Annotated in this window: 16 protein-coding genes and 1 other annotated feature; of the genes, 14 read left to right on the top strand and 2 right to left on the bottom strand. The window is 38.9% G+C overall.

The features are described from left to right. Positions 1-173: 173 nt before the first annotated feature. The 5 genes from tig (at position 174) to yihA (ending at position 8,097) form a co-directional block, all read left to right on the top strand. The gene (gene tig, locus ACN6NE_RS08050; RefSeq protein WP_016765666.1) at positions 174-1,460 is read left to right on the top strand and encodes a trigger factor; all 1,287 of its coding nucleotides are present in this window, start codon (positions 174-176) and stop codon (positions 1,458-1,460) included. 384 nt (positions 1,461-1,844) lie between these two features. Next, the gene (clpX, locus tag ACN6NE_RS08045; protein WP_013059367.1) at positions 1,845-3,110 is read left to right on the top strand and encodes an ATP-dependent protease ATP-binding subunit ClpX; all 1,266 of its coding nucleotides are present in this window, start codon (positions 1,845-1,847) and stop codon (positions 3,108-3,110) included. A gap of 151 nt (positions 3,111-3,261) precedes the next feature. Next, positions 3,262-4,929 (top strand): ATP-dependent protease LonB, encoded by a 1,668-nt coding sequence (lonB, locus tag ACN6NE_RS08040; RefSeq protein ID WP_129704945.1) that lies wholly within the window; start codon positions 3,262-3,264, stop codon positions 4,927-4,929. Between the two features lie 259 nt (positions 4,930-5,188). Further along, positions 5,189-7,513 (top strand): endopeptidase La, encoded by a 2,325-nt coding sequence (gene lon / locus ACN6NE_RS08035; protein ID WP_129704943.1) that lies wholly within the window; start codon positions 5,189-5,191, stop codon positions 7,511-7,513. Then, positions 7,510-8,097, top strand: coding sequence for a ribosome biogenesis GTP-binding protein YihA/YsxC (gene yihA / locus ACN6NE_RS08030; protein ID WP_013059364.1), 588 nt, complete (start codon positions 7,510-7,512; stop codon positions 8,095-8,097). The genes lon and yihA overlap by 4 nt, the downstream gene beginning before the upstream one ends. Before the next feature lie 93 nt (positions 8,098-8,190). Here yihA and ACN6NE_RS08025 read toward each other — a convergent pair whose 3' ends face one another. After that, a complete protein-coding gene (locus tag ACN6NE_RS08025) occupies positions 8,191-8,676 on the bottom strand; it encodes a LiaF transmembrane domain-containing protein (protein ID WP_013059363.1) in 486 nt (161 codons plus the stop codon). Between the two features lie 329 nt (positions 8,677-9,005). Here ACN6NE_RS08025 and hemA point away from each other — a divergent pair, with 329 nt between their 5' ends. The 8 genes from hemA to ysxE all read left to right on the top strand — a co-directional run bounded on the left by hemA (position 9,006) and on the right by ysxE (position 17,694). Then, positions 9,006-10,346 carry a glutamyl-tRNA reductase gene (gene hemA, locus ACN6NE_RS08020; protein WP_474325075.1) on the top strand — a complete coding sequence of 447 codons (1,341 nt, stop codon included), beginning with the start codon at positions 9,006-9,008 and terminating at the stop codon, positions 10,344-10,346. 14 nt (positions 10,347-10,360) lie between these two features. After that, positions 10,361-11,194, top strand: a complete 834-nt coding sequence (locus ACN6NE_RS08015; RefSeq protein WP_013059361.1) for a cytochrome C assembly family protein — start codon at positions 10,361-10,363, stop codon at positions 11,192-11,194. A gap of 13 nt (positions 11,195-11,207) precedes the next feature. After that, positions 11,208-12,140, top strand: coding sequence for a hydroxymethylbilane synthase (hemC, locus tag ACN6NE_RS08010; protein WP_129704939.1), 933 nt, complete (start codon positions 11,208-11,210; stop codon positions 12,138-12,140). Then, positions 12,140-12,913 carry a uroporphyrinogen-III synthase gene (locus tag ACN6NE_RS08005; protein ID WP_129704937.1) on the top strand — a complete coding sequence of 258 codons (774 nt, stop codon included), beginning with the start codon at positions 12,140-12,142 and terminating at the stop codon, positions 12,911-12,913. The genes hemC and ACN6NE_RS08005 overlap by 1 nt, the downstream gene beginning before the upstream one ends. Positions 12,914-12,930: 17 nt before the next feature. Beyond that, positions 12,931-13,911, top strand: coding sequence for a porphobilinogen synthase (gene hemB / locus ACN6NE_RS08000; protein ID WP_014458109.1), 981 nt, complete (start codon positions 12,931-12,933; stop codon positions 13,909-13,911). A gap of 16 nt (positions 13,912-13,927) precedes the next feature. Beyond that, entirely contained in the window at positions 13,928-15,217 is a 1,290-nt protein-coding gene (hemL, locus tag ACN6NE_RS07995; protein ID WP_057245032.1) for a glutamate-1-semialdehyde 2,1-aminomutase, read from the top strand. A 147-nt stretch (positions 15,218-15,364) separates the two neighbouring features. Then, positions 15,365-16,567, top strand: coding sequence for a stage VI sporulation protein D (gene spoVID, locus ACN6NE_RS07990; protein WP_474325072.1), 1,203 nt, complete (start codon positions 15,365-15,367; stop codon positions 16,565-16,567). A 77-nt stretch (positions 16,568-16,644) separates the two neighbouring features. Continuing rightward, positions 16,645-17,694, top strand: coding sequence for a spore coat protein YsxE (ysxE, locus tag ACN6NE_RS07985; protein WP_129704933.1), 1,050 nt, complete (start codon positions 16,645-16,647; stop codon positions 17,692-17,694). A gap of 11 nt (positions 17,695-17,705) precedes the next feature. Here ysxE and ACN6NE_RS07980 read toward each other — a convergent pair whose 3' ends face one another. Then, positions 17,706-17,903 (bottom strand): hypothetical protein, encoded by a 198-nt coding sequence (locus ACN6NE_RS07980; protein ID WP_013059354.1) that lies wholly within the window; start codon positions 17,901-17,903, stop codon positions 17,706-17,708. Between the two features lie 230 nt (positions 17,904-18,133). After that, positions 18,134-18,378, top strand: a binding site (T-box leader). Between the two features lie 82 nt (positions 18,379-18,460). Between ACN6NE_RS07980 and ACN6NE_RS07975 the strand changes: the two genes are divergently transcribed. Beyond that, on the top strand, positions 18,461-21,103 hold the full coding sequence (locus ACN6NE_RS07975) for a valine--tRNA ligase (protein WP_474325069.1): 2,643 nt from the start codon (positions 18,461-18,463) through the stop codon (positions 21,101-21,103). The last annotated feature ends 79 nt before the right edge of the window (positions 21,104-21,182 follow it).

The raw sequence follows: 21,182 nt of genomic DNA, 5'->3' as shown, positions 1-21,182 counted from the left end.
GTTGTAAAATGCACTTAAATACGTATAGTAGAATTTCATCTTTACATTACATTCCTACTTACTTTAAAGTAATAGGGAGTTAAATAGATAATGATTGAGGTTTGAACTGATAGGCTATCTGCATTATCTAATTTAGAAATCACTACTTAAAATGATTTTGGAGGGAAACATTCATGTCTGCAAAATGGGAAAAACAAGAAGGAAATCAAGGCGTTTTAACAGTAGAAGTTGAAGCTGCTGAGTTTGATAAAGCCTTAGATAAAGCATTCACAAAAGTTGTAAAACAAGTAAACGTACCAGGGTTCCGTAAAGGTAAAATGCCTCGTCCGCTTTTCGAAAAACGTTTTGGCGTAGAATCTTTATACCAAGATGCACTAGATATCTTATTACCTGAAGCTTACAGCAATGCAATTGTTGAAGCTGGTATCGAGCCGGTTGATCGTCCAGAAATCGATGTTGAAACAATCGAAAAAGGACAACCTCTAGTTTTCACTGCTAAAGTAACTGTTAAGCCTGAAGTTAAATTAGGCGAATACAAAAACTTAGAAGTAGAAAAAGTAGATACAACTGTAACAGATGAAGATGTTGAAGCTGAATTGAAAACACTTCAAGAGCGTCACGCTGAACTAGTTGTTAAAGAAGAAGGAACTGTAGCTGAAGGTGATACAGCTGTAATCGACTTTGAAGGTTTCGTTGATGGAGAAGCATTCGAAGGCGGAAAAGGCGAAAACTATTCTTTAGAAATCGGTTCTAACACATTCATCCCTGGCTTTGAAGAGCAACTAGTTGGTCTTGAAGTAGGCGCTGAAAAAGAAGTGGAAGTAACATTCCCTGAAGAGTATCACGCTGAAGAGTTAGCTGGTAAAGCTGCTAAATTCAAAGTGAAATTACACGAAATCAAATCTAAAGAACTTCCAGCTTTAGACGATGAGTTTGCAAAAGACGTAGATGAAGAAGTAGAAACTTTAGAAGCGTTAAAAGCAAAAACAAAAGAAAAATTACAAAGCGATAAAGAGAATCAAGCGGAATCAGCTCTTCGCGACACTTTAGTAGAAAAAGCTGCTGAAAATGCTGAAGTAGAAATTCCAGAAGCAATGTTCAACACTGAAATGGATCGTATGATGCAAGAGTTTGAACAACGTTTACAAATGCAAGGTCTTAACCTTGAACTTTACTTCCAATTCTCAGGTCAAGATGAAAAAGCTCTTCGCGACCAAATGCGTCCGGATGCTGAAAAACGTGTGAAAATCAACTTAACGCTAGAAGCTATTTCAAAAGCTGAAAATCTTGAAGTAAGCGAAGAAGAAGTAGAAAAAGAATTAGAAAACATGGCAGGAATGTACAACATGCCTGTCGAAGAAATTAAGAAAGTGCTTGGCAGTCTTGACAGCATTAAAGAAGACATGAAAGTACGTAAAGCAGTTGAATTTCTTGTAGAAAACAGCAAAGCTGTTGCATAATAGTAAGTAAGAAACAAGGCGCGACTTGATCGTGCCTTGTTTTATAAACTTCAATAGTTTTTTTATATCATAACCAACACCGTAGAAGCAGCTTTAACCCATTGTTTGAAATCCGTGGTTATGAAATAGGCCCAATAAGAGGACACTATATAATAGCAGATCTCCATTCTGTTATGCTCATCAACAACATATACATAAAACGTTTTAGTATCTATTCAAGAAAATGTATGGTAAAATGCAATACAAATCTTTTCATAGCGCTTTTACTATGTGATAAAGAGGGGCATTTACCTACAAATAGATGAGCTGTTCATGTTGTTGGGCTATAGCGCGGATAGAAATCAGCTTCGAGCACTTTAGTAAATACTACAAGGGGTGAAAATTATGTTTAAATTTAACGATGAAAAAGGGCAGTTAAAATGCTCATTTTGTGGTAAAACACAAGAACAAGTACGCAAGTTAGTTGCGGGTCCAGGTGTTTACATATGCGATGAATGTATTGAACTTTGCACGGAAATCGTAGAAGAAGAGTTAGGTACAGAAGAAGAAGTAGAATTTAAAGATGTACCAAAACCAAAAGAAATTCGTGACATTTTAGATGAGTATGTAATTGGTCAAGAGGATGCGAAAAAATCGTTATCCGTTGCGGTATACAACCATTACAAACGAATCAATTCAAACAGTAAAATTGATGACGTTGAGTTATCAAAAAGTAATATTGCATTAATTGGACCTACAGGAAGCGGTAAAACTTTACTAGCTCAAACATTGGCTCGTATTTTAAACGTACCGTTTGCGATTGCAGACGCAACATCTCTAACAGAAGCGGGTTATGTAGGAGAAGATGTTGAAAACATCTTATTAAAATTAATTCAATCAGCTGATTACGATGTGGAGAAAGCTGAAAAAGGTATCATCTACATCGATGAAATTGATAAAGTAGCGCGTAAGTCTGAAAACCCATCTATTACACGTGATGTATCAGGTGAAGGTGTGCAGCAGGCTCTTCTTAAAATCTTAGAAGGTACTGTAGCAAGTGTTCCTCCTCAAGGTGGACGCAAACACCCTCATCAAGAATTTATTCAAATTGATACAACAAATATCTTATTTATTTGCGGTGGTGCATTTGACGGAATCGAACCTATTATTAAGCGCCGTCTAGGTAAAAAAGTAATTGGTTTCGGTTCAGAAACAAAACAACAAGACTTTACAGAAAAAGAGTTACTAGCAAAAGTATTACCGGAAGATTTATTAAAATTTGGTTTAATTCCAGAGTTTATTGGTCGTTTACCGGTTACTGCTAGCTTAGTGCCTCTTGATGAAGAAGCGCTAGTTGAGATTTTAACAAAACCGAAAAATGCACTAGTGAAACAATATCAAAAAATGCTTGAACTTGATGACGTTGAACTTGAGTTCGAAGACGAGGCTTTAGTAGAAATTTCTAAAAAAGCAATCGAGCGTAAAACAGGTGCTCGTGGTCTACGTTCAATCATTGAAGGTATTATGTTAGATGTAATGTTTGATCTTCCTTCACGTGATGATATTACAAAATGTATTATCACAGGTGAAACTGTTCGTGATCAAGCGGCTCCTAAGTTCGTATTAGAAGACGGATCTACTATTCAAGAAGGCAGCAAAACATCAGCATAAAAAAGCCGGGTACTCAATTTGAGTACCCGGCTTTTTTCTGTTGATGAAGCACAACTAAATTTTACTTTTTACTAGAATCTTGTTTATTCCTACTGCTGCAGGGAGATAATAACTGATAATTATCTTACTAAACTGCGCAGGAGGTTTATCTATGAACTGGACGAATATTGCCTTAATGGTCCAACTCTTTTTTGGTATCATCATTGGCTTATATTTTTGGAATTTATTACGCAATCAGCGTACGCAAAAAGTCTCAATTGACCGGGATTCAAAGAAAGAAATGGAGCAATTGCAGAAAATGAGAGCCATCTCTTTAACTGAGCCGCTTGCCGAACGTGTAAGGCCGTCTAGCTTCTCCGATATTGTCGGACAAGAGGATGGAATTCGGTCACTAAAGGCTGCCCTTTGCGGTCCTAATCCACAGCACGTGATTGTATACGGGCCGCCTGGAGTAGGAAAAACCGCAGCAGCACGTTTAGTGTTAGAAGAAGCAAAAAAAAATAAAAAATCACCTTTCAAACAATCGGCTGTATTTGTAGAGTTAGATGCAACTACCGCGCGTTTTGATGAGCGAGGCATTGCTGATCCTTTGATTGGGTCTGTTCATGATCCTATTTACCAAGGAGCAGGTGCCATGGGCCAAGCTGGAATTCCGCAGCCAAAACAAGGAGCGGTTACAGATGCACACGGGGGAATTTTATTTATTGATGAAATTGGAGAGCTCCATCCTATTCAGATGAATAAGCTGTTAAAGGTTCTAGAAGATCGAAAAGTGTTTATGGAAAGCGCCTATTACAGCGAAGAAAACACACAAATCCCGACACATATTCACGATATTTTTCAAAATGGGTTGCCAGCAGACTTTCGTTTGATTGGTGCGACGACTAGAACGCCTAATGAAATTCCGCCTGCCATTCGTTCCAGATGCGTAGAGGTATTTTTCCGTGAGCTTGATCGCGACGAAATTATTACAGTTGCAAAAAAAGCAGCAAATAAAGTAAGAATGGATATATCAGAAGAAGGTTTATCTCTGTTTTCTACATATGCACGCAATGGACGTGAAACGGTTAATATGATGCAAATTGCGGCTGGATTAGCGATATCAGAGGAACGAACGGACATTAAAAATGAAGATATTGAATGGATTGTTCATTCTAGTCAACTGTCTCCAAGACACGATCCGAAAATTGCAGATGAGGAAAAAGTGGGACTTATTAATGGATTAGCGGTGTACGGGCCCAACTCTGGAGCACTTTTAGAAATTGAAGTCAAAGCGATTCCTGCAAAAGAGAAAGGGAACATTATTATTACAGGTATCGTTGAAGAGGAAAGTATAGGGACTCAAGGGAAGTCTATTCGCCGTAAAAGTATGGCTAAAAGCTCAATTGAAAATGTCATAACGGTTCTTCGTTCAATGGATGTTCCAGCCGATGAGTATGATATTCATGTAAACTTTCCGGGAGGCGTGCCAATTGATGGACCTTCTGCGGGTATTGCGATGGCAACAGGTATCTACTCAGCGATTTATGAAGTTCCAATCAAACATACGGTAGCAATGACAGGAGAAATTGGTCTGCACGGTAACGTAAAGCCAATTGGTGGTGTAATTCCAAAAATCAAGGCAGCAAAACAAGCAGGCGTTCAGACGGTGATTGTGCCAAAAGAAAATATGAATGCAATGGTAGAAAAGGTAAAAGGTATCGATATTATTCCTGTCCATCATTTAACAGAGGTGTTCGAACAAGCACTATTGTCTGTACATGAGCATGTTGCACATTTGTCGGTAGATTCAGCTATTTCAAATCGAGAATCTAGCTAATTCTATCATGATAATTAAAAATTAATGGTCAGATGAATATTCATCGCCTTTTTCGCGTATAAAACCTTTATACACAGCCAACGAAAAGGGCGTTTTTTTATGAAAAGAGCTTAAAAAGATATATTTTGCCTTTTAATTCTTTCTCATGGTACAATTAGTAATTACTATTGTTAGACATGTGTATACAAATGAGATAAAATTGTTAAAAGAATTCACACTTTACATACTTTAATTGACGAGCATTGGAGGTGTTCATTGCATGGCAGAAAAAGAAAATTTGACAATGCCGCTATTGCCTTTACGAGGTTTGATCGTCTATCCGACAATGGTGCTTCATTTAGATGTTGGGCGAGATAAATCTGTGCAAGCATTAGAAAAAGCAATGATGGATGATCACTTAGTTTGTTTAGTATCACAAAAAGATATGGGTATCGATGAACCAACAAAAGAGGATTTATATAGAACCGGTACGTTAGCAAAAATTAAACAAATGCTAAAGCTGCCGAATGGGACGATGCGCATCTTAGTAGAAGGACTAAATCGCGTAACCGTTACAGAATTTGAAGACAGCGAAGAATATTTTGTTGTGCATGTGGAAAAGCAAAACGAAGAACATCAGGTTGATGTAGAAGATAAAGCGCTGATGCGCACGCTTTTAGACTATTTCGAACAATACATAAAACTTTCCAAAAAGGTGTCCGTTGAAACTCTTTCAACCGTAAGTGACATTGAAGAACCAGGAAGATTAGCGGATATTGTAGCCTCTCATTTACCAATAAAAATTCAGCTTAAACAAGAAATTTTAGAAATAACTGATGTGAAAGAAAGATTAAATACGATCATTTCTCATATTCAAGACGAGCAAGAAGTTTTGCAGCTGGAGAAAAAAATTGGACAGCGTGTAAAGAAATCAATGGAACGCACTCAGAAAGAGTATTATCTTCGTGAGCAAATGAAGGCGATTCAAAAAGAGCTTGGAGACAAAGAAGGAAAGACGGGAGAAGTAGCAACACTTCGCGAAAAAATTGAAGCAAGTGGGATGACGGACCATGTCAAACAAGTGGCGTTTAAAGAATTGGATCGCTATGAAAAAATTCCTGCTACCTCCGCTGAAAGCTCAGTCATTCGAAATTATATCGAGTGGTTAATTGCGCTACCTTGGACAAATGAAACGGAAGATACGCTCAATATTCATAATGCTGAACAAGTGCTGAACGATGAGCATTATGGCCTTGAAAAAGTGAAGGAACGCGTATTAGAATATCTAGCTGTGCAGCAGTTGACAAAATCTCTTAAAGGTCCTATTTTATGTTTAGCAGGACCTCCCGGCGTAGGGAAAACATCCCTAGCCCGTTCAATTGCTACGTCTCTAGACCGTCATTTTGTACGAGTATCTCTAGGCGGCGTGAGAGATGAGTCAGAAATCCGCGGTCATCGTCGCACATACGTGGGAGCTATGCCTGGACGCATTATTCAAGGAATGAAAAAAGCAGGAACGATTAATCCAGTATTTCTGCTTGATGAAATCGATAAAATGTCAAATGATTTCCGTGGAGACCCGTCTTCTGCTTTGTTAGAAGTATTGGATCCTGAACAAAACCATAATTTCAGCGATCACTATATAGAAGAAACGTATGATTTATCAAAAGTGATGTTCGTGGCTACAGCTAATAACTTAGCTACGATTCCGGGGCCGCTGCGCGATCGAATGGAAATTATTCAAATTGCTGGTTACACGGAGCTGGAAAAGCTTGAAATCGCGAAGCGTCACCTATTGCTGCGCCAGTTAGAAAATCACGGATTGCAAAAGGGCAATTTGCAGATTCGCGATGACGCGTTAACAGCAATCATTCGTTTATATACGAGAGAAGCTGGTGTTCGTAACCTTGAACGCGAAATTGCTTCCATTTGTCGAAAAGCAGCTCGTATCGTAGTCTCTGGCGAGAAAAAACGCGTGGTGGTGACGGCCAAAACGCTTGAAGAATTCCTTGGTAAGCCTAGGTTCCGTTACGGACAGGCTGAGACGGAAGATCAAGTCGGCGTTGCTACAGGTCTTGCTTACACAACTGTAGGAGGAGACACGCTAGCCATTGAAGTAAGCTTGTCCCCTGGTAAAGGAAGACTAGTACTAACCGGAAAGCTTGGAGACGTGATGAAAGAATCAGCTCAGGCAGCATTTAGCTACGTGCGTTCAAATGCAGAGAAACTAGGAATTGATGAAAAGTTTTATGAAAAACATGATATTCATATCCATGTTCCAGAAGGAGCTGTACCAAAGGATGGACCTTCTGCAGGAATTACCATTGCCACTGCTCTAGTATCAGCACTAACGGGTAAACCAGTGCGTAGAGAAGTAGGAATGACAGGAGAAATTACACTAAGAGGTCGCGTATTACCAATCGGCGGTTTAAAAGAAAAGTCACTTAGTGCACATCGTGCCGGATTAACTAAAATATTAATCCCTCATGATAATGAACGTGATATTGAAGATATCCCTGACAGTGTACAAGAGGAATTAGACATCGTTCTTGTGTCACATGTGGACCAAGTATTGGAACATGCGCTAGTAGGAGAGGTAAAATGAAAGTAACTCAAGCCGATATTGTCATCAGTGCCGTACGCCCTGAACAATATCCTAAAGAAAACCTGCCAGAGTTTGCGTTAGCAGGCCGTTCAAATGTAGGAAAATCATCTTTTATTAACAAGATGCTCAATCGCAAAAGCTTAGCGCGTACGTCGTCTAAGCCCGGAAAAACTCAAACGCTTAACTTCTTTTTAATTAATGAAATCCTTCACTTTGTAGACGTACCTGGCTACGGATTTGCAAAAGTGTCTAAAAAAGAGCGTGAAGCATGGGGGAAAATGATTGAAACGTATTTAACAAATCGTGAGCAGCTTAAAGCTGTATTAATGATTGTTGATCTACGCCATGCCCCTTCAAAGGATGACGTTATGATGTATGAGTTTTTGAAGCACCATGACCTTCCCGTTATGGTTATTGCGACGAAAGCTGATAAAATTCCTAAAGGAAAATGGCAAAAGCACTTAAAAGTAGTGAGAGAAACGCTGGACTTGGATCCAAATGATGAATTAATTCATTTCTCATCTGAAACAGGTGAAGGAAAAGATAAAGCGTGGAAATCTCTGCAGTATCGCATGACTCACTAAACAAAGGAATAGAAGCTAAAAAAATGGAACGTTTATCATCACTCTAACAGGAAGTGAGTCAAACGTTCCATTTTTTTAACTTGTTTACATAGATTACTTTCGTTTGAAAAATAATAAATATAGCCCAACTAGTAACAATAAAATAGGCCAGAAGGTTGTTAAATAATTTACGCCGTCTTCAACTTTTGGCAAAAATAGTTTAAGACGGTCTGAAAACATCATTAAAATGGCAATAATTAAAAGGGTGCCGCCTTGGAAAAAGCCTGATTTGGCTTTTCTAGCACTGAGTAAAAAGCTAATGGCCACCATAAAAACGACCATGCTAATATTCGTAGGCCAAAAGGGAATTTGTTCACTTACATAGAAATGAATACCTAAAGTGATTAATATGTAGCTTGCAAGCAAGTTTGAATGATCTTGAGATAAAGCAGACTCAGTTAACAGGGCTGCTCCTATTAAAATTAACAGTACAGGCCACGTGTATACCTTTGCTGCAATGCTCATATGTAGCTCATTCAGTAAGAAAAAGATTCCAAATCCAACTAGTAAGACACCAAAAAACATTGATTGCTTTTTCATAGTAACCTCCAGGTGTTTCAAAACAGAAAACGTGATAAAACGCTGCTTTTTTGATACAATTTATTACGGAATAACAGTTAATATCTTAACACATGTTTTCAAAGACTGTTCACATTTTTTTTTCGAATGACTTATAGAACATGTTATAATAGTTAGAGATAAGGCGAAGCTTACATCTGTGTAATGTCCGCCGTTTTTTACGAATAGTAGAATGAAGAACGCCGGATTTTACGGGCAGTTATCTCACTGTAGCTCTTTGGAAATTTAGGGGTTACTGCCCGTCAAATTCGGATAAATAAGCACATTTCAATTATAGGGGGTATGTACAAATGCATATTATAGCAGTCGGCTTAAACTTTCGAACAGCCCCTGTTGAAATAAGAGAAAAGCTTAGTTTTAATGAGCAAGAACTAGCATCTGCCATGAAAACGTTAAGCGGCCAAAAAAGTATTTTGGAAAACATCATTGTTTCAACATGCAATCGTACGGAAATTTATGCTGTTGTTGATCAATTACACACGGGCCGTTATTATGTAAAAGCATTTTTAGCTGAATGGTTCGGAATAGATAAAGAAGAGTTTTCGCCTTATTTAACCATCTATGAAAATGATGGAGCCATCGAACATTTATACCGAGTAGCATGTGGATTAGATTCAATGGTGATTGGTGAAACACAAATTCTTGGACAAGTGCGTTCAAGCTTTTTGCTTGCTCAAGAAGAAGAAACAATTGGAACGGTTTTTAATCAGCTGTTTAAACAAGCGGTGACATTAGCCAAAAAAGCTCATCATGAAACAGAAATTGGTGCGAATGCAGTTTCTGTCAGCTATGCAGCCGTAGAGCTTGCTAAAAAGATTTTTGGAGACTTATCGTCCAAACACGTATTGATTCTTGGTGCGGGAAAAATGGGTCAGCTTGCCGTACAGAATTTATATGGCAGCGGAGCTAAAAAAGTAACGGTAGTGAATCGAACATTTGAAAAGGCACAAGAGCTAGCAAACCGTTTTTCTGGAGAAGCCAAACCATTTGCTGATCTTCAATATGCTTTAAGCGAAGCGGATATCTTAATTAGTTCAACAGGAGCTAATGACTATGTAGTAACAAAACAAATGATGAGTGAAGCTGAGCGTACGCGTAAAGGTCGTCCATTGTTTATGGTAGACATCGCCGTTCCACGTGATTTAGATCCAGAACTAGACGAGCTAGAGACGGTCTTTTTATATGATATCGATGATTTAAATGGAATTGTAGAATCCAACTTGCAAGAGCGTCAAAAAGCTGCGGATGAAATTGAAATTATGCTTGAAGGCGAAATTGTTGCTTTCAAATCTTGGCTTGGCACGTTAGGCGTTGTGCCTGTTATTTCTGCACTTCGTCAAAAAGCACTTACCATTCAAGCTGAAACGATGAAGAGCATTGACCGCAAGCTCCCGAACTTATCTGAGCGTGAGCGCAAAGTTTTAAATAAACATACAAAAAGTATAATTAATCAACTTCTTCGCGATCCAATTTTACACGCGAAAGAATTGGCTGGAGAGAAACATGCTGAAGAGTCTTTAGAGCTGTTCATGAAGATTTTTAATATTGAACAGGAAGTTGCTTTACAAAAAGAAAAAGAAGAGCAGCTTCATACATCGATTACGTCTCATTCAGTAGCTTATCAGTCTTAAGTGAGGATTGAATAATGGTTGATATGGAATTAACCAGAATCTATGAATTGATTGTGATTTTATACGCGGTGAGCGTTTTATTATATTTTATTGATTTTGTACAAAATAACCGGAAGGCAAACTCGATAGCCTTCTGGTTACTTTCTATTGTGTGGGTTTTGCAAACAGCCTTTTTAATTTTACGAATGTTTGAGACGGGAAGGTTTCCTATTCTTACAGTTTCTGAAGGGCTGTATTTTTACGCGTGGGTGTTAATTACTCTTTCACTTGTGATTAATCGTCTGTTCCGCGTTGATTTTATGGTGTTTTTTACAAATGTGATTGGTTTCTTAATTATGGCTATTCATACGTTTGCTCCACTTGAAACATACACTGCTGTCCAGTCGGAGCGCCTTGTGTCAGAATTATTAATCATTCACATTACCATGGCTATTTTATCTTACGGCGCTTTTTCAGTCTCTTTTGTTTTTTCCGCTCTGTATCTTGTTCAGTATAATTTATTGAAAAAGAAGAAATGGGGCAAGCGCTTGCTAAGAATTGAAGATTTAACAAAGCTAGATTACATGTCCTATGTATTAATTTTAATTGGTGTACCGCTGTTATTGCTTTCGTTAATCTTAGGAATCATATGGGCTTATATTAAATACGTAGATTTTCATTGGTACGATACAAAAGTGTTAGGTTCATTTTTAATGTTTGTTGCATACAGCGCTTACTTGTATGCTAGACTGCGTAGAGGTATTCAAGGAAAGGCAATCGCGATGTGGAATATTGGATTGTTCTTAGTCTTACTTATTAATTTCTTTTTATTTGGCAGTTTATCGAATTTTCACTTTTGGGGTTCGTAATTAGGAGGACAACATGCGAAAAATTATTGTCGGCTCTCGTCGAAGCAAACTTGCGTTAACACAGACCAATTGGGTCATTGAACAGTTAAAAAAACAGGGTCTTCCTTTTGAGTTTGAAATTAAAGAAATGGTTACAAAAGGCGATCAAATTTTAAATGTAACGCTGTCCAAAGTAGGCGGTAAAGGTCTTTTTGTAAAAGAAATTGAACAAGCCATGTTAGATAAAGAAATTGATATGGCCGTTCATAGTATGAAAGATATGCCGGCTGTTTTGCCAGAAGGATTAACGATTGGTTGTATTCCTTTACGAGAAGATCATCGTGATGCGCTTATTTCAAAAAATGGTGAGCGATTTGAGGAGCTACCAAGCGGTGCTGTGATTGGGACAAGCAGCTTGCGTCGAGGGGCACAGCTTCTATCTATGCGTTCAGATATCGAAATTAAATGGATTCGAGGAAATATTGACACACGCCTAGAGAAATTAAAAAATGAAGATTACGATGCGATTATCTTGGCTGCTGCAGGGTTATCTCGTATGGGCTGGTCGAAAGATACGGTCACTCAGTACCTAGAGCCGGAAATAAGCGTTCCCGCTGTAGGACAAGGAGCTTTAGCTATCGAATGCCGAGAAAATGACCATGAATTATTATCGCTTCTTCAAGCTTTAAATCATGATGAAACGGCTCGTGCTGTTAGAGCTGAACGCGTATTTTTAAAAGAGATGGAAGGCGGATGCCAAGTGCCGATTGCGGGTTATGGGCGTATATTGGACGGCGGAAACATTGAGCTAACGTCGCTAGTCGCGTCTCCTGATGGCAAAACGATTTACAAAGAGCACATTACGGGAAAAGACCCCATTGCTATCGGTTCAGAAGCTGCTGAGCGCTTAACATCTCAAGGAGCTAAGCTTTTAATTGACCGTGTAAAAGAGGAGCTGGACAAATAATGAGTCATGAGGCTCCTCTTTTTTTGAAAAAAGTTTTGATTACAAGAGAAGCGAAGCAGGCTCATTCAGTTGCAGCACAGATTAAAAAGCTTGGAGGCATACCTTTAAGCTTACCAGTCCTCACGTTCGCACGTTCTAACAATGAAAAAGAAGTAGAAGATGTCCTGCTGTCGATTGACTGTTTTGATTGGATTGTTTTTACAAGTCAAAACGGCATTTCTTTTTTCTTTGAATGGCTAAAAGAGTTAAATATCAGTTGGGATGCTTTAAAAAGATTAAAAGTAGCTGCGGTTGGAGAAAAAACCGCAAATTTGCTAGAAAAACACGATGTTAATGTGCAACTTGTTCCAAAAGAATACGTGGCGGAATCACTTCTCGAGTCGTTAAAAGCAAATGTGTCACATCACGAGCGAGTTCTCCTTGTACGAGGACAATTAGCCCGCGCTGTTTTAAAAGATGGGTTAAAAGAGCGTGAGGTAACGGATTTAGTTGTATATCAGACCATTCGAAATCAAGACTCTGAACGCTTGGTTAAGCAACAGTTAGAAACAGGAATTGATGCCATTACTTTTACAAGTTCTTCTACAGTGAGATTTTTTGTCGAGTCAGTTAAAGATATTCCGAATTGGCTTGAGCTTATAAATAGAACCAAAGTTGTTTGCATCGGTCCTATTACGAGTCAGACAGCGAGCGAATATGGAATTAAGCATCTTGTTCCTAACACATACACAATAAATGGTATGATAGATATGTTGGTTAGTTGTTTTGAATAATAAAGGAGGATTTTAACATGAAAGATTTACAATTTACACGTCATCGTCGTCTTCGTAATTCTGTAAATATGCGTGCGCTTGTACGTGAAACACATTTACATCCTGAAGACTTTATATATCCTATTTTTATTGTAGAAGGTGAACAAAAAAGAAATGCTGTAAAATCAATGCCAGGTGTGGATCAAATTTCTTTAGACTACTTGAATGATGAAATCCAAGAGTTAGTCGATTTAGGAATCAAGTCAGCTATGGTATTTGGTGTTCCCGCTGAAAAAGATGCGGTCGGCTCACAGGCATACCATGACCACGGAATTGTCCAAAAAGGTATTCGTCAAATTAAAGAAAATTTTCCAGACTTTGTTGTTATCGCAGATACATGCTTGTGTCAATACACAGATCATGGCCACTGTGGTGTAATTGAAGACGGAAAAATCTTAAACGATCCTAGCCTTGACTTATTAGCGCGTACAGCGGTTAGTCAAGCTAAAGCAGGAGCGGATATTATTGCGCCTTCAAACATGATGGACGGTTTCGTGGCAGCTATTCGCCACGGTCTAGACGAAGCTGGATTTGAAGATGTGCCTGTGATGTCTTATGCTGTTAAATATGCATCTGCTTTTTACGGACCATTCCGCGACGCAGCGCATTCTTCTCCTCAATTTGGAGACCGTAAAACATATCAAATGGACCCAGCCAATCGCTTAGAAGCACTTCGAGAAGCGGAATCTGATGTCGAAGAAGGAGCAGATTTCTTAATTGTAAAACCAGCTCTATCATATTTAGATATTATGCGCGATGTAAAAAATACGTTTAATTTACCGGTAGTGGCTTATAATGTGAGCGGTGAATATTCAATGATTAAAGCGGCAGCTCAAAACGGCTGGGTAAATGAAAAAGAGATTGTTCTTGAAAAATTAATTAGCATGAAGCGTGCAGGAGCGGATTTAATTGTAACGTATCATGCTAAAGACGCAGCACGCTGGTTATCTGACAAGTAATTAAGGAGGCTTATACATGAGAAGTTATGAAAAGTCAAAAGCAGCTTTTTTAGAAGCGCAGCAATTAATGCCGGGTGGAGTAAACAGTCCTGTTCGTGCATTTAAATCAGTAGATATGGATCCTATTTTTATGGAACGAGGAAAAGGCGCTACGATTTACGATATTGACGGCAACAAATATATTGACTACGTCTTATCATGGGGACCTTTAATTCACGGACATTCCAACGATCAAGTAGTTGAAGCAGTAAAAAAAGTAACAGAATCTGGTACAAGCTTTGGTGCACCAACATTAATTGAAAATGAGCTTGCTAAGGTTGTTATTGAGCGCGTTCCTTCAATCGAAATCGTCCGTATGGTGAGTTCAGGTACGGAAGCAACGATGAGCGCACTGCGTTTAGCACGTGGCTATACGGGCCGCAACAAAATTTTAAAATTTGAAGGCTGTTACCATGGACACGGTGATTCTCTTCTAATTAAAGCTGGCTCAGGCGTTGCAACGTTAGGCCTACCAGATAGCCCGGGAGTGCCTGAAGGAATCGCTAAAAACACGATTACAGTCCCGTACAATGATTTAGAAAGCGTACAATATGCTTTTAAAGAATTCGGAGATGACATTGCCGGAGTAATCGTTGAACCGGTAGCAGGAAATATGGGTGTGGTACCGCCTCAGCCAGGTTTCTTACAAGGGCTTCGTGATATCACATCAGAATATGGCTCACTGCTCATTTTTGATGAAGTAATGACAGGGTTCCGCGTAGCATTCAACTGTGCACAGGGCTACTACAACATTACGCCTGACTTAACTTGCTTAGGAAAAGTAATCGGTGGTGGTTTACCAGTAGGTGCTTACGGTGGTAAAGCTGAAATTATGGAGCGAGTTGCACCAAGCGGTCCGATTTATCAAGCAGGTACATTATCAGGTAATCCGCTTGCGATGACAGCTGGATACGAGACGTTAACGCAGCTGACACCTCAATCCTACGATGAGTTCATTCGTAAAGCAGATCGATTAGAAGAAGGATTGATGGCAGCAGCTGAAAAATATGATGTGCCGTTTACGGTAAACCGAGCTGGTTCAATGATCGGTTTCTTCTTTACCAACGAACAGGTAATAAATTACGAAACAGCGAAAACATCGAATTTAGATTATTTTGCAGCTTACTATCGTGAAATGGCTAATGAAGGCGTGTTTTTACCTCCTTCTCAATTCGAAGGAATGTTTTTATCAACTTCTCATACAGATGCAGACATTGAACATACAATTGCAGCAGCTGAAAAAGCTTTTTCGAAGTTACGTGGATAAACAGATAAATAAGATTGACTTTTATATCAAAGCTTACGGAGGATTCCGTAAGCTTTTTTAGTTTTAAAGACATATTTTAATTTATTTGTTCATACATCTTTAATGACCGCGCTATTACCTGGCGGGTGTTGGAAGGGGGAGAACAATTTGTCGCAGGATAATTTATCATGTCTGCGTTTTTCCGTAGAAGAATCAGTATGGTTTCAAAAAGGACAGGAAGTCTCACAACTTTTGTCTATCTCCTTAGAGCCTCAAGTATCTATTCAAGAATATGACCAATACGTGTCTATTCGAGGAGCATTACAATTAACAGGTGAATACGAAACGTACGAGGGAGAGCACTCGTTACGCGAATATACAAATGAGAATCAAGTGCAATCTATCTCTGTCCGTGAAGACGGAACGGCTGAATTATCACATCAATTTCCTGTTGATATTACCATTCCTAAAAATCGTATTCAAAGTATTGAAGACGTATATGTATCTATTGATTTATTTGATTATGAATTGCCAGGCACAAATCAGCTGCAGCTGATGGCTGACTTGTCCATCACAGGATTGTACGGAGAACAGCATGAAGAACGAGAAGAAGAGGAAGAGTTTTCGGAGGAGCAGCACATCGTCTCCTATGAAGAAGTGGACGATGCTGAAGAGGTATATACTGAAAACTTTGCTCAAGAACAAGAGGAACAAGAGGAACAAGAAAAACAAGAGGAACAAGAGAAACAAGAGGAACAAGAGAAACAAGAGGAACAAGAGTTTGACGTAAGCTATCGTGAAGCTCCCGCACTTTTAGAGGCAGAGGCTATTGAAGAAGATCATTCAGAAGAGCCCCCTAGTTATTTTTCATCTGTATTTAAAAAAGAATCTCGTGCTGAGCAGGTCGTGGAATATGAAGAGGAAGCATATGAACCATTTGAAGTTGAAGTGAAAAAAGAAGCGCAAATCGAGGAAGAAAGAGAAGACAACGTGATTGAGCTCTTTCAGCTTCGTCAAGAGCAAGAAAACTTCGAAGAATCGCAAGCTAGTGAATTGAATACGTATGCTGACGTTCAACAAGAGAATGAGCAAGAAGAAGCTGAGCAAGAAGAGGAAAAGATTATTGTTGAATTTCGGAAAGAAGAAAATGAAAGCGGCCGAAATGAAAACGCCCTTTATTTAACAAAGCTCTTTTCGCGGGAAGAAGAAGCTTTTTCAACGTGGAAGCTTTGTATTGTTCAAGACGGAGATTCGCTTGATACGATAGCAAACCGCTATAATACGAATGTACAAAGCATTTTACGAGTGAATAATTTAGAAGATGAATATGAGCTGGAAGAAGGAAGCATCTTAAATATCCCCGTTCGTTAAAGTCGGAAAGAAAACAGTTTTGACGCATATAATGTCTTAACTGTTTTCTTTATTTTTTACGAGGAAGGAGAATATAGATGCAGCGGACAGTAGCAGACTACAAAGTATTGTTAAAAGAATATGACTTAGATGTTGACTTTATCGAAGACTACGGAAAAGTAAAAAAAGTCTATACGAAAACCGGCGTGTTTGCGCTTAAAGAAATGGCGAATCATCAAGAGCGAAATCAAAACTTCATTCAAAAGCTGCAGAACGTGTATCAAAAAGGATGGATGGGATTTGTCCCTATTTATCAAACGAAGCGTTCTCAGCCCATTGTTTCAGATGAAAGCGGCTCGTATTACTTAATGCCGTGGCTCCCAAATAACCCGACCGAAGAGCGTGATATTCGATATCATAAATTATTTCAAGAGCTTGCTAAGCTTCACGGCGCTTCGGCGCAGGAAGTAGAAGTGAAAAAAGAAGATATAGAAAATCATTATACATCGATGAAAGAAACGTGGGAAAAACGTCAGGAAGAGATGAAGCAGTATGTAGTAGAATGCGAGAAGAAAGTTTATATGTCCCCGTTTGAATTGCATTACTGTACATTTTATTATGAAATGACAAGAGCGCTTGAATTTGGTTTTGGAAAGCTCGATCAGTGGAACGATGAAATGGAAGAAAAGGAAAAGATCCGGCTGGTTACGTCTCATGGAAAGCTATCGGCTAAACATTTTATCTATGACGAACGGGGAAATGGTTTTTTTATTAATTTTGAACATGCAAGAGATGCTTCACCGATTTATGATTTGGTCTCATTTTATTTCCGTACTCTTCGCACATACCCAGTAACTACCTATGACAGCTATGAGTGGTTTAGTACGTATGAAAAACATTTTGCTCTCAGAGAAGAGGAACGGCTGCTTTTACACAGTTATTTGGCGTTTCCAGAACCCCTGTATCAGTGTATTGTTCAATATAGGCAGCATAAAGAAAGTAAAACAGAGCTTGAACATATGCAGTCATTTATTCGAGCATACTGGCTGACGAAAAACATTGAACAGCTCAATATTAAAATATTTGAAGTAGATCAGCAAAAAAAAATGGCAGCGGAAGCAGCTGCACAAGCCCAAGCGAACGAATAGCGCTTGGGTTTTTAAATCCAGTCGGAATATAAAGCAACCGCTAGTATGGCAAGCAGTGCCAACAACAGTACATCAAAGGTTGTAGGGAAAAATAGTGTACGTATACCTTGAAAAATTGTTAAAGGAACAATAAACTGTCCACAAGCCGCTCCTGCTGTTTTGAGCCACCGCTGCAGCTGATACGAATTTACATTTATTCGTTTCTTCATTTGTACATGCCCCTTTCAATCCACGTGCCCAGGTTAAAGTCAGTATATGAAAAAATAAAGAAATGGTGCCATTTTTTTGAGTGGGCTCTTCATTTTATTTCCAAAATTAGCGAGTGAATGAAAAAATAAAGAGCAGAACAAAAAAATTATGAATATAATCATAAAAAAGTGGAGAAGATTATTGACGATTCAACATTTTTTCATATAGTATAATTAAGAGAAATTCATACATAAATACAGTGAATAGGAAGAGTACGGGATGTTCGTCTTTCAGAGAGAGAAATCAGTTGCTGTGAGATTTCTTAAGAATGTGCACTCGGAATGTCGCCTATGAGTAGCTTTTTTGAACAGCTGCATAGCTCAGTAGAAAAAGCCGGTTAATCAACCGTTATGAAATGAAGTGTATAGGCTTATCAAACGGGATACGTCTATAAAAAAAGGTGGTACCGCGAAATCAACTCCTTTCGTCCTTTTATTAGGAAAGGAGTTTTTTTATGTTTATAAAAGCTTTACACAGTTTCTGAAGACTGAAACTTTATATTATGGAGGTATACATTATGTCTGAAAAAGAAGTGACTCTTCCAACGAAGTATGATCCAAAAGCCGTTGAAGAAAATCGTTATCAGTATTGGTTAGACGGGAAGTTTTTTGAAGCAACAAATGACCCTGAAAAAGAGCCATATACAATTGTAATTCCACCCCCAAACGTAACGGGCAAGCTGCATTTAGGCCACGCTTGGGATACAACGTTACAAGACATTTTAACGCGTATGAAGCGCATGCAAGGCTATGACGTTTTATGGCTTCCTGGTATGGACCATGCAGGGATTGCAACGCAGGCAAAAGTAGAAGAAAAGCTTCGCAGCGAAGGGAAAAGCCGCTACGATCTAGGCCGCGAAAATTTTGTAGCCGAAACGTGGAAATGGAAAGAAGAATATGCAAACTTTATTCGCCAGCAGTGGTCGAAGCTAGGACTTGGCTTAGACTATTCACGCGAGCGCTTCACGCTTGATGAAGGCCTTTCTAAAGCAGTGCGCGAAGTATTCGTAACGCTTTACAAAAAAGGGTTAATCTATCGCGGAGAATATATTATTAACTGGGATCCAGCTACAAAAACAGCTCTTTCAGACATCGAGGTTATTTACAAAGATGTACAAGGTGCGTTTTATCATATGCGCTATCCGTTGGCAGATGGTTCTGGACATATTGAAATCGCAACAACTCGTCCTGAAACAATGCTAGGAGATACGGCTGTAGCTGTTCACCCTGAAGATGATCGTTATAAGCACTTAATCGGCAAAAAGGTTGTCCTTCCGATTGTAGGTCGTGAAATTCCCATCGTAGGCGATGATTATGTAGATATGGAATTCGGTTCTGGTGCGGTGAAAATTACGCCTGCTCATGACCCGAACGATTTTGAAATTGGGAACCGCCATAATTTAGAGCGTATTTTAGTGATGAATCAAGACGGTACGATGAATGACAAAGCAGGTAAATATGAAGGAATGGATCGTTTTGCTTGCCGTAAGCAAATTGTTAAAGACCTTCAAGAAGACGGTGTATTGTTCAACATTGAAGACCACATGCATTCAGTAGGTCACAGTGAACGAAGCGGTGCCGTTGTTGAACCTTATTTATCAACTCAATGGTTTGTAAAAATGCAGCCGTTAGCAGATAAAGCAGTAGATCTTCAAAAACAAGAAGAAAAAGTAAACTTTGTGCCTGATCGTTTTGAAAAGACATACTTACACTGGATGGAAAATATTCGCGACTGGTGTATTTCGCGTCAGCTTTGGTGGGGACATCGAATTCCAGCTTGGTATCATAAAGAAACTGGAGAAGTATACGTAGATCATGAGGCTCCAGCAGATATCGAAAACTGGGAACAAGATTCAGATGTATTAGACACATGGTTCAGTTCAGCGCTATGGCCATTCTCAACAATGGGCTGGCCCGATGTGGATGCAGCTGATTTCAAACGCTACTACCCAACAAACGTGCTTGTAACAGGCTACGATATTATTTTCTTCTGGGTATCTCGTATGATTTTCCAAGGTCTTGAATTTACGGGTAAACGTCCGTTTGACGATGTACTCATTCACGGTCTTGTACGAGATGCTGAAGGTCGTAAAATGAGTAAATCACTTGGTAACGGTGTAGATCCAATGGAAGTAATCGAGAAATACGGTGCAGATTCTCTTCGCTACTTCTTATCTACAGGAAGCTCACCAGGACAAGATTTACGCTTCAGCTTTGAAAAAGTCGAAGCGACATGGAACTTTGCAAATAAAATTTGGAATGCTTCTCGTTTTGCATTAATGAACATGGACGGCATCACATTTGAAGAGCTTGATTTATCAGGCGAAAAGTCAGTTGCTGATAAATGGATTTTAACGCGCTTAAATGAAACGATTGAGCACGTAACAAAATTAGCTGACAAATATGAATTCGGTGAAGTTGGACGTATTCTTTATAACTTTATTTGGGATGATTTCTGCGATTGGTACATTGAAATGGCTAAACTTCCTCTTTACGGAGAAGATGAAGCAGCTAAAAAGACAACTCGCTCAATTTTAGCTTATGTACTTGATAATACAATGCGACTTTTACATCCATTCATGCCGTTTATTACCGAAGAAATTTGGCAAAGCTTGCCGCATGAAGGCGAATCGATTACAGTAGCTAAATGGCCGGAAGTACGCCCTGAGCTTTCTGATAAAGAAGCTGCTAACGATATGCGTTTACTTGTAGATATTATCCGCGCTGTTCGTAACATTCGTGCTGAAGTAAACACGCCGATGAGCAAACAAGTAAAATTATTTATCAAAGCTAAAGATGAAAATATTCAAAGCCAGCTCGAAAAGAACCGTGCGTATGTAGAACGTTTCTGTAATCCAAGTGAGCTTGTGATTTCAACAGATGTTTCATTAGATGAAAAAGCGATGACTGCTGTTGTAACAGGCGCAGAATTAATTTTACCTCTTGAAGGTTTAATTAATATCGAAGAAGAAATCGCGCGTTTAGAAAAAGAATACGACAAGTTAAACAAAGAAGTAGAACGTGTACAAAAGAAATTAAATAACCAAGGCTTTATTGCCAAAGCGCCTGCTAAAGTAGTAGAAGAAGAGCGTGCAAAAGAGCAGGATTATGTTGAAAAACGCGAAGCTGTTCAGTCTCGTATTGCTGAATTACGCGGATAATCAATGGGTTAATGAACCAACAGAAAAAGCGTGGCTTGTATAGCAACGCTTTTTCTTTACATAATAATAGCGATGGAAA

The organism is Priestia sp. 53B2, from assembly GCF_056099005.1.
Note: the sequence above shows the minus strand (reverse complement) of the source record. Positions and strands in the feature narration are given on the sequence as shown.

What these genes read in the sequence shown, in the direction of transcription:
- hemB (WP_014458109.1), top strand. Translation starts at nt 12,931, where the DNA reads ATGAAAGATTTACAATTTACACGTCATCGTCGTCTTCGTAATTCTGTA.
- lonB (WP_129704945.1), top strand. Translation starts at nt 3,262, where the DNA reads ATGAACTGGACGAATATTGCCTTAATGGTCCAACTCTTTTTTGGTATC.
- tig (WP_016765666.1), top strand. Translation starts at nt 174, where the DNA reads ATGTCTGCAAAATGGGAAAAACAAGAAGGAAATCAAGGCGTTTTAACA.
- ysxE (WP_129704933.1), top strand. Translation starts at nt 16,645, where the DNA reads ATGCAGCGGACAGTAGCAGACTACAAAGTATTGTTAAAAGAATATGAC.
- ACN6NE_RS08025 (WP_013059363.1), bottom strand. Translation starts at nt 8,676, where the DNA reads ATGAAAAAGCAATCAATGTTTTTTGGTGTCTTACTAGTTGGATTTGGA.
- ACN6NE_RS07975 (WP_474325069.1), top strand. Translation starts at nt 18,461, where the DNA reads ATGTCTGAAAAAGAAGTGACTCTTCCAACGAAGTATGATCCAAAAGCC.
- hemA (WP_474325075.1), top strand. Translation starts at nt 9,006, where the DNA reads ATGCATATTATAGCAGTCGGCTTAAACTTTCGAACAGCCCCTGTTGAA.
- ACN6NE_RS08015 (WP_013059361.1), top strand. Translation starts at nt 10,361, where the DNA reads ATGGTTGATATGGAATTAACCAGAATCTATGAATTGATTGTGATTTTA.
- lon (WP_129704943.1), top strand. Translation starts at nt 5,189, where the DNA reads ATGGCAGAAAAAGAAAATTTGACAATGCCGCTATTGCCTTTACGAGGT.
- clpX (WP_013059367.1), top strand. Translation starts at nt 1,845, where the DNA reads ATGTTTAAATTTAACGATGAAAAAGGGCAGTTAAAATGCTCATTTTGT.
- ACN6NE_RS08005 (WP_129704937.1), top strand. Translation starts at nt 12,140, where the DNA reads ATGAGTCATGAGGCTCCTCTTTTTTTGAAAAAAGTTTTGATTACAAGA.
- ACN6NE_RS07980 (WP_013059354.1), bottom strand. Translation starts at nt 17,903, where the DNA reads ATGAAGAAACGAATAAATGTAAATTCGTATCAGCTGCAGCGGTGGCTC.
- hemC (WP_129704939.1), top strand. Translation starts at nt 11,208, where the DNA reads ATGCGAAAAATTATTGTCGGCTCTCGTCGAAGCAAACTTGCGTTAACA.
- hemL (WP_057245032.1), top strand. Translation starts at nt 13,928, where the DNA reads ATGAGAAGTTATGAAAAGTCAAAAGCAGCTTTTTTAGAAGCGCAGCAA.
- yihA (WP_013059364.1), top strand. Translation starts at nt 7,510, where the DNA reads ATGAAAGTAACTCAAGCCGATATTGTCATCAGTGCCGTACGCCCTGAA.